Origin of the sequence: Variovorax sp. R-27 (assembly GCF_049913215.1) — a bacterium.
Classification (GTDB): domain Bacteria; phylum Pseudomonadota; class Gammaproteobacteria; order Burkholderiales; family Burkholderiaceae_C; genus Variovorax.
The window spans coordinates 379,205-391,398 of the sequence record NZ_CP183984.1 but is presented as its reverse complement, the minus strand read 5'-3'; the positions used below and the strand labels follow the sequence as shown (position 1 = coordinate 391,398).

At 68.4% G+C, this 12,194-nt stretch carries 12 protein-coding genes; 9 read left to right on the top strand and 3 right to left on the bottom strand.

The window, feature by feature from the left end; genetic code table 11:
- Window positions 1-8: 8 nt before the first annotated feature.
- The 3 genes from ACN9MV_RS01850 to ACN9MV_RS01840 are packed head-to-tail and all read left to right on the top strand — an operon-like array spanning window position 9 to window position 1,933.
- On the top strand, window positions 9-968 hold the full coding sequence (locus ACN9MV_RS01850; RefSeq protein WP_093053578.1) for an MlaD family protein: 960 nt from the start codon (window positions 9-11) through the stop codon (window positions 966-968).
- Between the two features lie 26 nt (window positions 969-994).
- Window positions 995-1,681, top strand: a complete 687-nt coding sequence (locus tag ACN9MV_RS01845) for an ABC-type transport auxiliary lipoprotein family protein (protein ID WP_093076770.1) — start codon at window positions 995-997, stop codon at window positions 1,679-1,681.
- A 30-nt stretch (window positions 1,682-1,711) separates the two neighbouring features.
- Window positions 1,712-1,933, top strand: coding sequence for a hypothetical protein (locus ACN9MV_RS01840; protein ID WP_093053572.1), 222 nt, complete (start codon window positions 1,712-1,714; stop codon window positions 1,931-1,933).
- 6 nt (window positions 1,934-1,939) lie between these two features.
- Here the strand turns inward: ACN9MV_RS01840 and ACN9MV_RS01835 are convergent, their stop codons facing one another.
- Together ACN9MV_RS01835 and ACN9MV_RS01830 are read right to left on the bottom strand one after the other, a co-directional pair.
- A complete protein-coding gene (locus ACN9MV_RS01835; RefSeq protein ID WP_426391132.1) occupies window positions 1,940-2,695 on the bottom strand; it encodes an SIR2 family NAD-dependent protein deacylase in 756 nt (251 codons plus the stop codon).
- Window positions 2,692-3,552 carry an IclR family transcriptional regulator gene (locus ACN9MV_RS01830; RefSeq protein ID WP_426391131.1) on the bottom strand — a complete coding sequence of 287 codons (861 nt, stop codon included), beginning with the start codon at window positions 3,550-3,552 and terminating at the stop codon, window positions 2,692-2,694. The genes ACN9MV_RS01835 and ACN9MV_RS01830 overlap by 4 nt, the downstream gene beginning before the upstream one ends.
- Before the next feature lie 163 nt (window positions 3,553-3,715).
- Here ACN9MV_RS01830 and ACN9MV_RS01825 point away from each other — a divergent pair, with 163 nt between their 5' ends.
- The 6 genes from ACN9MV_RS01825 to fahA are packed head-to-tail and all read left to right on the top strand — an operon-like array spanning window position 3,716 to window position 10,183.
- Window positions 3,716-4,675 carry an MBL fold metallo-hydrolase gene (locus ACN9MV_RS01825; protein WP_093053563.1) on the top strand — a complete coding sequence of 320 codons (960 nt, stop codon included), beginning with the start codon at window positions 3,716-3,718 and terminating at the stop codon, window positions 4,673-4,675.
- A 37-nt stretch (window positions 4,676-4,712) separates the two neighbouring features.
- Complete coding sequence (locus ACN9MV_RS01820; RefSeq protein ID WP_426391130.1) at window positions 4,713-6,350, top strand: FAD-dependent oxidoreductase; 1,638 nt, start codon at window positions 4,713-4,715, stop codon at window positions 6,348-6,350.
- Window positions 6,351-6,355: 5 nt separating this feature from the next.
- A complete protein-coding gene (locus ACN9MV_RS01815; protein WP_426391129.1) occupies window positions 6,356-6,556 on the top strand; it encodes a DUF2783 domain-containing protein in 201 nt (66 codons plus the stop codon).
- A 48-nt stretch (window positions 6,557-6,604) separates the two neighbouring features.
- Window positions 6,605-7,915, top strand: a complete 1,311-nt coding sequence (hmgA, locus tag ACN9MV_RS01810) for a homogentisate 1,2-dioxygenase (RefSeq protein WP_426391128.1) — start codon at window positions 6,605-6,607, stop codon at window positions 7,913-7,915.
- Window positions 7,912-8,895, top strand: coding sequence for a Bug family tripartite tricarboxylate transporter substrate binding protein (locus ACN9MV_RS01805; RefSeq protein ID WP_426391127.1), 984 nt, complete (start codon window positions 7,912-7,914; stop codon window positions 8,893-8,895). Before hmgA ends, ACN9MV_RS01805 begins: the two co-directional genes overlap by 4 nt.
- A gap of 22 nt (window positions 8,896-8,917) precedes the next feature.
- Entirely contained in the window at window positions 8,918-10,183 is a 1,266-nt protein-coding gene (gene fahA, locus ACN9MV_RS01800; protein ID WP_093053551.1) for a fumarylacetoacetase, read from the top strand.
- A 7-nt stretch (window positions 10,184-10,190) separates the two neighbouring features.
- Here the strand turns inward: fahA and mrdA are convergent, their stop codons facing one another.
- On the bottom strand, window positions 10,191-12,161 hold the full coding sequence (gene mrdA, locus ACN9MV_RS01795) for a penicillin-binding protein 2 (protein ID WP_093053547.1): 1,971 nt from the start codon (window positions 12,159-12,161) through the stop codon (window positions 10,191-10,193).
- Window positions 12,162-12,194 lie beyond the last annotated feature (33 nt).

Genomic DNA, 12,194 nt, shown 5'->3' with positions numbered 1-12,194 from the left:
TAGCCACCATGGAAAACAAGGCCCACGCCCTCGCCGCCGGCGCCTTCGTGCTCGGCCTGATCGCCGCGCTCGTCGGGCTGGTGATCTGGTTCACGCGCGACAACACCGTGCGCAACATCTACGAGCTGTCCACGCGCGACGCCGTCAGCGGCCTGCAGCCGCAGGCCATGGTGCGCTACCGCGGCATCGCGGTGGGCAAGGTGGCGTCGATCGACTTCGACCCCAAGGTGAAAGGCAATGTGCGCGTGCGCATCACGGTCGACGAGCGCGTGCCGCTCACCACTTCCAGCTTTGCCACGCTGAGCTACCAGGGCGTGACCGGCCTGGCCTTCATCGCGCTGGACGACAAGGGCGAGTCGACGGTGTCGCTGAAGCCGGACGACGACAACCCGCCGCGCATTCCGCTCAAGCCATCGATGCTGGCGCAGCTGCAGGACCGCGGCGAGGCCATCATCAACCAGGTCGAGGAAGTGACGAAGCGCGCCAACCAGCTGCTGAGCGACCCCAACCAGAAGCGCGCGGCCGAAGCGCTGGAGAACATCGCGGCCGCCTCGTCCAGCGCCAACACGCTGCTCAAGACGCTCGACAACACGGTGAAGACCGGACTGAATCCCGCACTGACGAAGCTGCCCGACACGCTGGCCTCGGTGAAGAAGGCGGCCGGCGACGTCTCGCGCGTGGCCACCAACTTCAACACCACCGTGGGCCGGCTGAACGCACCCGACGGCCCGGTCGAGCGGCTGAGCGACGGCACCAAGGCGCTGGCGCAGGCGGTCGATTCGTTCAACGCGGCGACGCTGCCGCGCGTGAACCGCGTGGCCGACGACACCTCGCACGCCGTGCGCCGGCTGGGCCGCGCGGCGGACAACATCAACGACAACCCGCAATCGCTGCTGTTCGGCAACGGCGGCGCAGTCGCGGGCCCGGGCGAGCCGGGGTTCAGCGCGCCCGCTGCGACGCGGCCCTGAGCAGCATCCAGGGAGGACCGTCCACCATGAAGAACGCCATTCGCTCCTTGATGAACCCGGCCGGCATCGCGCTCGGCGCCGCGCTGCTGGTCGCAGGCTGCGGTGCGCTGCCGGACAAGCCCGCACGCACCACGCTGTACGACTTCGGCCCCGGCCTGACGGCGCCTGCTGCTGCCGCTGCGCCTGCCGCGGCCACCCTTCCCACGCTGGCGCTGGCCGAGTTCGACAGCAACTCCCGCCTGGACGGCACGCAGATCCTCTACCGGCTGGGGTACGCCGACGCCAACGAGCTGCGCCCCTACGGCCAGTCGCGCTGGAGCCTGCCGCCCGCGCAGCTGCTGCGCCAACGGCTGCGCGACACGCTGTCGGAGCGCCGCACCGTGCTCGGCCCCGAAGAAAGCGCCACCATCTCGCGCAGCCGGGGCGAGACGCCCGACACGCTGCGCATCTCGCTCGACGAGTTCAGCCACTACTTCGATTCGGCCAGCGCCAGCGTGGGCCTGGTGCGCCTGCGCGCCACGCTGGTCCGCAGCGCGCCCGCCGGCGACCGCGTGCTCGGCCAGCGCACTTTCACCGTGCGCCGCCCTGCTTCCAGCGCCGACGCACCCGGCGGTGTGAAGGCGCTGATCTCGGCCAGCGATGCCGCGATGGCCGAGGTGGTGCAATGGGTGGACCAGCTGCAGCAGCAAACGCCGCAGCAGCCCCGGCAATAGCAGCCATTCAACGGACGGAGGATCGACCCCATGAACGCAACACGCATCGTCGGCATCCTGCTGATCGTGGCCGGCATCGCCGCCCTGGGCCTCGGCAGCTTCAGCTTCACCAAGGAAACCCACGAGGCCAAGCTCGGCCCGCTGGAGTTCTCGATGAAGGAGAAGCAGACGGTCAACTTCCCCACCTGGGCCAGCGTGGCCGTGATCGTGGTGGGCGGAGCGCTGGTGCTGCTGGGCGGCAAGAAGGGCTGATCGCCCTCAGCCCCTGAGGCCTGGCAAGGCTGCCAGCAGCTGTGGCAGCAGGTCTTCCGAGGCGCCGCGCAGCACCACGGTCGCGGCCTCGTCCAGGTGCGGCAGCGGCTCCAGGTTGAGCGCGATGAGCCGCGCGCCATGCGCCAGCGCGGTCTGCGGCAGCTCGGCCGCCGGGTAGACGATGGTCGTGCTGCCGACCACCATGAACAGATCGCATTCCTGCGCGGCCACCTGCGCATCGAGCAGCACGCCTTCGTTCAGCATCTCGCCGAACATCACCACGTCGGGCCGCGCGTGCGAGCCGCAGCGCAGGCAGCGGTGAAAGGGCCATGGGCCGCTGCGGTTGCCACAGCGGTCGCAACGCCAGCGGCGCAATGAGCCGTGAAGTTCGAGCACGTCTAGCCCGCCCGCCTGGGTCAGCAAGCCGTCGACGTTCTGCGTGACCAGCCGGGTGGCAGGGCGCAGCCTTTGCAGCAGCGCCAGCGCGGTGTGGCCCGGGTTGGGCTGCGCCGATTCGATCAGCGACAGGCGCTGCGCCCAGAATTTCGTGAAGCCCGAAGGGTCGCGCTGAAGGTCTTCGGCATGCGAGAACTGCAGCGCGTTCTGGTTCTTCCACAGGCCGTCGGCGTCGCGGTAGGTCGGGATGCCCGAGGCGCGCGACAGGCCGGCGCCGGAGAAGACGACGATGCGCCGGGCGTTGCGCAGCAGCTCGATGGCCGCGTGGAGAGGAGAAGAAGAGATGTCTGGTGTGACTGGCGTCATCGCTCTGGTCTGGGGGGATTCGCGGCAGGCGGGTTGGCGGTGGCGCCCAGGCGCTGCGACACGGTGTCCGCGCAGGCCTTGAGCGCGCGGGAAATCTCGCCGTCCCACGCGGTATTGAAGATGCCGGCCGGGCCGATGGCGGTCACGGCCAACACGATGGCGCCAGTGTGGTCGAAGACGGGCGCCGCCATGGCGCTCACGCCTTCGATGACCTCGCCGTCGGAGCGGCTGATGCCGTGCGCGCGCACTTCCTGCAGTTGGCGCTCGAAGTCGCTCCACGAGGGCAGCGGCTGCACCGGCGGCATGCCGGCCGGAACGGGCTCGGAGCCCTTGCGCTGCTTCTGGCGCTGGCGCTCGTCCTCGAGCAGCTGGCGCACCGCGTCGACATCGAGGAAGGCTGCGAACACACGGCCCGAGGCCGTGTTGGTCAGCGAGAACACCGTGCCGTGCCGCATGTTCACGTGCACCGGCGAGGGCGATTCGGCCGTGCGCACGATGGTCGCGCCGCGCGCGCCCCACACGGCCAGCGCCACGGTGTGGCCGGTCTGCTGGGCCAGCTGGGCGATCAGCGGGGTGGCGATGTGCACCGGGTCGGCCTGCTGCAGGCTGATGAGCCCCAGTTGCAAGGCGAGCGGGCCGAGCAGATAGTGGCCGCTGGCACGGTCCTGCTCGATCAGGCCCAGGCGCCCGAAGCTGACCATGTACGGGTGCGCCTTGGCGGCCGTCATGTCGGCTTCCCGCGCCAGGTCTTTCAGCGCCATGGGCCGGCCGTGGTGCACCAGCGCGCGCAGCAGCTGGCCGCCGACTTCGATGCTCTGGATGCCGCGCTGGGCGCGGTCGGTGTCACTGGCTGCCATGGCCGGCCTCACCTTCTGGTCGTTCGTTCATGAAGAAGGGATTAGACATTAACTGATCAGCGGCTTACACTGCGGAAAATTCGTTCACCGCGAATTCGTTCAGATTAGACGAATCCCAAATCCCGAAACTCACCCACCCCCACCCCACAGACGGAGACAACCGATGAGCCAAGCCAAGAAATTCGCCAGCCAGGCCGACATGGAAGAAAAGAAGATCACCTTCAGCCAGATCTCCGAACATGCCTGGGCCTACACCGCCGAGGGCGACCCCAACACCGGCATCGTCATCGGCGACGACTGCGTGCTGGTGGCCGACACCCAGGCCACCCCCGCCATGGCGGCCGACGTGGTGCGCCGCATCCGCGAAGTGACCGACAAGCCCATCAAGTACGTGGTGCTCACGCACTACCACGCGGTGCGCGTGCTGGGCGCGGCGGGCTACGGTGCCGAACACATCCTGGCCAGCCAGGACACGCGCGACCTGATCGTCGAGCGCGGCGAGCAGGACAAGGCCAGCGAAATCGGCCGCTTCCCGCGCCTGTTCCAGAACGTCGAGACGGTGCCGCCGGGTTTGACCTGGCCCACCATGACCTTCACCGGCAAGATGACGCTGTGGCTCGGCAAGCTTGAAGTGCAGCTGATCCAGCTCGGCCGCGGCCACACCAAGGGCGACACCGTCGTCTGGCTGCCGGGCGAGAAGACGCTGCTGTCGGGCGACCTGGTCGAGTTCGGTGCCACGCCGTATGCGGGCGACGCCTACTTCAAGGACTGGCCGCAGACGCTGGACAACATCGCCGCCCTGAAGCCCGCCGCGCTGGTGCCGGGCCGCGGCGCCGCGCTGACCACGCCGGCCGAAGTGGCCGAGGGCCTGACCGGCACGCGCAACTTCATCTCCGACGTGTACGCCAGCGTGCAAGAGGGCGTGAAGGCCGGGCGCGACCTGAACGCGGTCTACAAGGACACCTACGAGAAGCTCAAGCCCAAGTACAGCCAGTGGGTGATCTTCGACCACTGCATGCCCTTCGACGTGAGCCGCGCCTACGACGAGGCTTCGGGCCATGCCGACCCGCGCGTGTGGACGGCCGAGCGCGACATCGAGATGTGGAAGGCACTGGAAGGCTGATTGCGCGAGACGACAGAAGAAGACACGGAGACAACACGTGATCGACTATCAAAGCCTGCGCTTCGACTATCGCCGCCACGCTGACCAGGACTCGGCCACGCCCGCCCGCCACCCGGTGGTGATCGTCGGCGCCGGCCCGGTCGGCCTCGCGCTGGCCATCGACCTTGCGCTGCGGCAGGTGCCCGTGGTGCTGCTCGACAACGACAACACCCTCTCAAGCGGCTCGCGCGCGATCTGCTTCGCCAAGCGCACGCTGGAGATCTTCGATCGCCTCGGCTGCGGCGACCGCATGGTCGACAAGGGCGTGTCGTGGAACGTGGGCAAGGTGTTCTTCCACGACGAGCAGGTCTACCGCTTCGACCTGCTGCCCGAGCCCGGCCACGAGCGCCCGGCCTTCATCAACCTGCAGCAGTACTACGTCGAGGGCTACCTCGTCGAGCGCGCGGCCACGCTGCCGCTGATCGACCTGCGCTGGAACAGCAAGGTCACGGGCATCGAGCAACGCGACGACGGCGCGGTGCTGACCGTGGAGACGCCCGAGGGCGACTACCGGTTGCACGCGGACTACGTTGCCGCCTGCGACGGCTCGCGCTCCAACCTGCGCCAGCTGCTGGGCCAGGAAGCAAAAGGCCGCGTGTTTCGCGACCGCTTCCTGATTGCCGACATCACGATGGATGCACACCTGCCCACCGAGCGGCGCTTCTGGTTCGACCCTTCGTTCCACCCCGGCCAGAGCGTGCTGCTGCACAAGCAGGCCGACGGCATGTGGCGCGTGGACTTCCAGCTCGGATGGGACGCCGACCCGGTGGAAGAACGCAAGCCCGAGAACATCACGCCGCGCGTGCGTGCGCTGCTCGACAGCATCGGCTTCGAAGGCGTGCAGTTCCAGATCGGCTGGGCCAGCGTCTACACCTTCGCCTGCCAGCGCATGGAGCACTTCCGCCACGGCCGCGTGCTGTTCGCGGGCGACTCGGCGCACGGCGTGTCGCCCTTCGGCGCACGCGGCGCCAACTCGGGTGTGCAGGACGCGGACAACCTCGCATGGAAGCTCGCGGCGGTAGTGCGGGGCGACGCGCCCGATGCGCTGCTCGACAGCTACGCCAGCGAACGCGAGTTCGCGGCCGACGAGAACATCCGCAATTCCACGCGCGCGACCGACTTCATCACGCCCAAGAGCGAGGTGAGCCGCCTCTTCCGCGACGCGGTGCTGGAGCTGACCAAGCGCCACGCCTTTGCGCGCACGCTGGTCAACAGCGGGCGGCTATCGGTGGCCACGGTGCTGCGCGATTCGCCGCTCAACACGGCCGATGCCGACGCCTTCGCCGGTGTGATGGTGCCGGGCGCCGCGGCGGCCGATGCGCCTGTCGTGCGCGCCGATGGCAGCACCGGCTGGCTGCTGCGCGAGTGCCATGTCTCGCAGTTCACCGCACTCGTGTTCGGCCAGGGTGAGACGGCCGAGCGGAGCCTGCAGGCGCTGAAGGCGAGCGACTTTCCGCTGCACGTGGTGCACGTGGAAGGCGGCGGCGCCGACGTCGCACTCGCCACCCAGCGCTACGACGCGCAGCCCGGCACCGTCTACCTGCTGCGGCCCGACCAGCACGTTTGCGCGCGCTGGAGACGACCCACGGCGGCAAACATCCGCGCAGCCATCGGCCGCGCACTGGCAAAGGCGTGAACACCATGCAGCAGCAACAGCACCTGACCACCGAACCGAACCTCGAAGCTCCCGACGACTTCTACGAAGCGCTCATCGAGGCGCATCAAGGGCTTTCCACCGAGGAAAGCCATGCCTTCAATGCGCGCCTCGTGCTCGTGCTGGCCAACCACGTCGGCTCGCTCGCCGTGCTGCGCGAAGCCTTCGAGGCGGCGCGTGCCGGCTAGGCTGCACGCATCCCGACCTCCTCATTGCGACTTTCGAAAGAGAAGCCCATGACCCCAGCAACCCCAGCCTCCGAACGGCGCTACCAGAGCGGCTTCGGCAACGAACACGCCTCCGAGGCGGTGCCCGGCGCCCTGCCCCAGGGCCGCAACAACCCGCAGCGCGGGCCCTTCGACCTGTACACCGAGCTGATCTCCGGCACCGCCTTCACCGCGCCGCGCCACGAGAACCGCCGCACCTGGCTGTACCGTCGCCAGCCCTCGGTGGTCTCGGGCCGCTACCAGCCCTACGCGCAGGCGCACTGGACGACCGGCGCCGACCGTGAGATCTCCCTGCCGCCTGAGCCCCTGCGCTGGCATCCGCAGCCGCTGGACGGCGCGGCCGACAACGACTTCGTCGACGGCATGCGCACCATCGCGGCCAACGGCGATGCCGAGTCGCAGGTCGGCATCGGCTCGCTGATGTACCTCGCGGGCCGCTCGATGGAGCGCCGCGCCTTCGTCAACGCCGACGGCGAGATGTTGCTGGTGCCGCAGCAGGGCCGCCTCGTCATCACGACCGAACTGGGCGTGCTCGACGTGAAGCCCGGCGAAATCGCGGTGTTGCCGCGCGGCATGGCCTTCAAGGTGGCGTTGCCCGACGGGCTCTCGCGCGGCTACGTGTGCGAGAACTACGGCGCGCACTTCCGCCTGCCCGAGCTCGGCCCGATCGGCTCGAACGGCCTGGCCAACGCGCGCGACTTCCAGGCGCCCGTGGCGGCTTTCGAATCGGAAGAAGGCGCCTACGAAATCGTCAAGAAGTTCGGCGGCCGCTTCTGGCAGGCGCCGATGAAGCAGTCGCCTTTCAACGTGGTCGCCTGGCACGGCAACCTCGCGCCGGTGAAGTACGACACGGCGCATTTCATGGTGATCGGCTCGATCAGCTTCGACCATCCCGATCCGTCGATCTTCACCGTGCTGACTTCGCCCAGCGACACGCCCGGCACGGCCAATTGCGACTTCGTGATCTTCCCGCCGCGCTGGATGGTGATGGAGAACACATTCCGCCCGCCATGGTTCCACCGCAACCTGATGAGCGAGTTCATGGGCCTGGTGCTGGGCGAATACGACGCCAAGCCAGGCGGCTTCAAGCCCGGCGGCGCGAGCCTGCACAACTGCATGGTGCCGCACGGGCCGGACGAGGAAGCCTTCGACAAGGCCACGAATGCCGACCTCAAGCCGCACAAGCTCGACAACACGCTGGCCTTCATGTTCGAGAGCCGCTACCGCTTCATTCCGACGGACTTCGCGCTGAAGAGCCCTGCGCTGGACATCGACTACGCGGACTGCTGGGCGGGACTGAAGGACCAGTTCAAGGCATGAAGAACGCATTCACCCTCACCCGCCGGGCGGCGGCCGTGGCGCTGCTGGCGGCGCCCTTCCTCGTGCACATCGCACAGGCCGCCGACTTTCCGACGAAGCCCATCCGCTTCATCGTGCCCTACACGCCGGGCGGCACCACCGACCTGGTGGCGCGCACCGTAGGCCAGAAGGTGTCGGAGAAGCTGGGCCAGCCGGTGCTGATCGACAACCGCGGCGGCGCGGGCGGCAACATCGGCATGGACGCCGTGGCCAAGGCCGCGCCCGACGGCTACACCATCGGCTTCGGCGCCATCTCGACGAACGCGCTGAACCCGCACATCTACAAGTCGATGGCCTTCGACCCACGCAAGGATTTCACGGCCATCAGCCTGCTGGGCACCTCGACCATCGTACTCGAAGTGCCGGCCGCCTCGGCCATCAGGACCGTGCCCGACCTCGTTGCCGCCGCGAAGAAGAACCCCGGCCTGCCCTACGCCACCGCGGGCGCCGGCACCTCGATGAACCTGGCCGGCGTGATGTTCGCGCAGATGACCGGCACCGAGCTCGTGCACGTCGCCTACAAGGGCAGCGGCCCGGCCATCACCGACATGCTGGGCAACAACATCGGCGTGATGTTCGACAACCTGCCGGCGTCGCTGCCGCACATACAGGCCGGCAAGCTGCGCGCGCTGGCAGTGGCGGGCCCTACGCGCTCGCCTTCGCTGCCCGATGTGCCGACGATGGCCGAAGCCGGTCTCAAGGGCTACGCGCTGGAGCCATGGTTCGGCGTGTACGGCCCGGCGAAGCTGCCGGCGCCGATCGTCAAGGCGCTGAACGAGGCCTTCGTCGAAGCGCTTGCCATGCCCGACGTGAAGGCCAAGCTGGCGCAGGCAGGCTTCTCGCCGCGCGGCTCGACCGCGCAGGAGCTGACCACGCTGACCGAGACCGAATACAAGCGCCTGGGCGATGTGGCCAAAAAGGCCGGCATGACCGCAGACTGAACCGATTCACAGAAAGACATCCATGACCGCACTGAACGCCACCCATGACCCGAAGCTGCGCAGCTGGGTCGCCTCGGCCAATGAAGCCGGCACCGACTTCCCGATCCAGAACCTGCCCCTCGGCCGCTTCCGCACGGCCGGCAGCAGCGAGGCCTTTCGCATCGGCGTCGCCATCGGCGACCAGGTACTCGACCTGCGCGCAGCGGGCCTCGTCGACACCGACGACATGAACGTGCTGATGAACGCCAGCATCAAGGACCGCCAGGCCCTGCGCGCCGCGATCTCCGCTGGCCTCGCCGAAGGCAGCGACAAGCAGGCCGCGTGGTCGAAGGCGCTGCTGGCGCAGGCCAAGGCCGAGATGACGGTGCCCTGCCGCATCGGCGACTACACCGACTTCTACACGGGCATCCATCACGCGACCACCGTCGGCAAGCTGTTCCGCCCCGACCAGCCGCTGCTGCCCAACTACAAGTGGGTGCCCATCGGGTATCACGGCCGCGCCTCGTCCATCGTCGTGAGCGGTCAGAGCTTCAAGCGCCCGCAGGGCCAGACCAAGGCGCCCGACGCCGCATCGCCGAGCTTCGGCCCCTCGAAGCGGCTCGACTACGAGCTGGAGCTGGGCTTCCTGGTAGGCCGCGGCAACGCGCAGGGCGAACCCATTGCCATCGGCGAAGCCGAAGACCACCTGTTCGGTGTGACGCTGCTCAACGACTGGTCGGCGCGCGACGTGCAAGCCTGGGAGTACCAGCCGCTCGGCCCCTTCCTCTCGAAGAATTTCGCGAGCTCGCTGTCGCCGTGGATCGTGACGATGGAGGCGCTGGCGCCGTTCCGCGCGAAGTTCGAGCGGCCCGCGGAAGACCCGCAGCCGCTGCCGTATCTCGACTCGGCATCGAACCGCGAGAGCGGCGCGCTCGACATCACGCTCGAAGTGCTGCTGCAGACCGCGAAGATGCGCGCCGAGGGCGTTGCACCGGCGCTGCTCACGCGCGGCAACACCACCGAGGCCGCCTACTGGACGGCCGCACAGCTCATCGCTCATCACACGGTGAACGGCTGCAACCTGCAGCCCGGCGACCTGCTGGGCTCGGGCACGCTGTCGGGCCCGAAGCCCGACGAGGCCGGCTCGATGATGGAACTGACGCTGGGCGGCAAGCAGCCGATCACGCTGCCGAATGGCGAGAAGCGCACGTTCCTGGAAGACGGGGACACGCTGATCATTCGCGGTTACTGCGAGCGCGCGGGCGCCGTGCGCATCGGCCTCGGCGAAGTCAGCGGAACGGTGGTCTGAAGGGGTATCAGGGCGCGGTGGCGGGCGTCGCCACGGGCGCCGGCCACGCCACTTCACTTGCCACGCGCGGCTTGCCGATCGGCGCGGTCGCCTTGCCGGTCTTGATGGCCGCCAGGTCGGCCTCGCTCGGGTACTGGTTCGCAAGCCAGTAGTCGAACACCCGGCGCGCGATGGGGGCTGCGGCGCCTGCGCCCCAGCCGGCGTTTTCCACGATCACGGCCACGGCGATCTTCGGGTCGTTCACGGGCGCGAAGGCCATGAAGAGGGCGTGGTCGCGCTGGTGTTCTTCGAGGGCGCGCGCGTTGTACTTGGTGTTCTGCGCCTGCGTTACCGCCTGCGCCGTGCCCGTCTTGCCGGCTGCCTGGTAGGCTGCGCCCGCAAACACGCCGCGCGCCGTGCCGGCAGTGACCACGCTGGTCAGGCCGTCGCGGACCACCGCGACGTTGGCGGCCGAGAAGCCGAGGTTTTCCGCCGGCGGCTGTGGCAGCGGCACCACCTGCCCGCTGACGGTGTTGCGCGTGGCCAGCACGAGGTGCGGCTTGTGCTTGAGGCCACCGTCGGCCACGATAGCCGTGGCCTGTGCCAGCTGCAGCATCGTGAAGGCGTTGTAGCCCTGCCCGATGCCCAGCGAGATGGTCTCGCCCGCGTACCACTTCTTTTGCTCGGGACGCTTGTAGGTGTTGCGCTTCCACTCGGTGCTGGGCAGCACGCCGCGCACCTCGCCACCCAGGTCGATGCCGGTGATCTGGCCGAAGCCCAATGGCTTCATGAAGTCGTGGATCAGGTCCACGCCCATCTCGTTGGCCAGCGAGTAGTAGTAGATGTTGCTCGACAGCTGGATCGAGCGGCGCATGTCGACGCCGCCCAGGTTGCCTTCGGGGCTGCCGAAGCGGTGGCCGCCGAAGTTGAAATAGCCGGGGTCGTTCACCACCACGTTGGGTCCGCGCTTGCCGGTTTGCAAGGCCGCCATTGCCATGAAGGGCTTGTAGGTGGAGCCGGGCGGGTAGGTGCCGCGCAGGGCGCGGTTCAGGAGCGGCTTGTCGAGGGACTCGGTCAGCGCCGCCCAGCTCTCGTTGTCGATGCCTTCGACGAACAGGTTGGGGTCGAAGGTGGGCTTGCTCACGAAGGCCAGCACCTCGCCGGTCTTGGGGTCGATGGCCACCAGCGCGCCGCGCCGGTCGCCGTACATGTCTTCCACCAGCTTCTGCAGCTTGATGTCGAGCGACAGCATCACGGTGTTGCCGGGCGTGGCCGGGTGGCTGGCCAGGCGACGCACGGCGCGGCCGCCCGCGGAGGTTTCCATCTGCTCGACGCCGGTCTGGCCGTGCAGCGTCTTCTCGTAGCTCTGCTCGATGCCGAGCTTGCCGATGTAGTCGGTGCCCTTGTAGTTGGCCTGGTCTTCTTCGTCCCAGTCTTCCATCGCGGTCTTCTCGCGCTGGTTGATGCGGCCGATGTAGCCGAGCACGTGCGAGGCCAGCTCGCCCTGCGGGTAGTTGCGGAACAGGCGCGCCTTGATTTCCACGCCCGGGAAGCGGTAGCGCTGGGCCGCGAAGCGCGCCACCTCTTCGTCGCTCAGGCGGGTGCGGATCGGAATGGAGTCGAAGCTGCGCGAGTCTTCGCGCAGGCGCTTGAAGCGGCGGCGGTCGCGCGGCGAGACTTCGAGCACCTGGGTCAGGCTGTCGATGGTTTCCTCGACGTCGTTCACCTTCGAGGGCGTGATCTCCAGCGTGTAGGCCGAATAGTTCGAGGCCAGCACGATGCCGTTGCGGTCGAGGATCAGGCCCCGGTTGGGCACCACCGGCACCACGGCCGTGCGATTGCTCTCGGCCTGCTCGGCCAGGTCTTCGTGGCGCGTGACCTGCAGGTACACCAGCCGCGCGCACAGCAGGCTGAACGCGAAGAGCACCGCCAGGCCAATGACGATCACGCGGCGCTTGAAGCGCGCGAGGTCGGCGGCGACGTTGCGGATTTCGGTCATGGCGGTGGGAGCTTAGGCGCGTGCAGTTGCTTT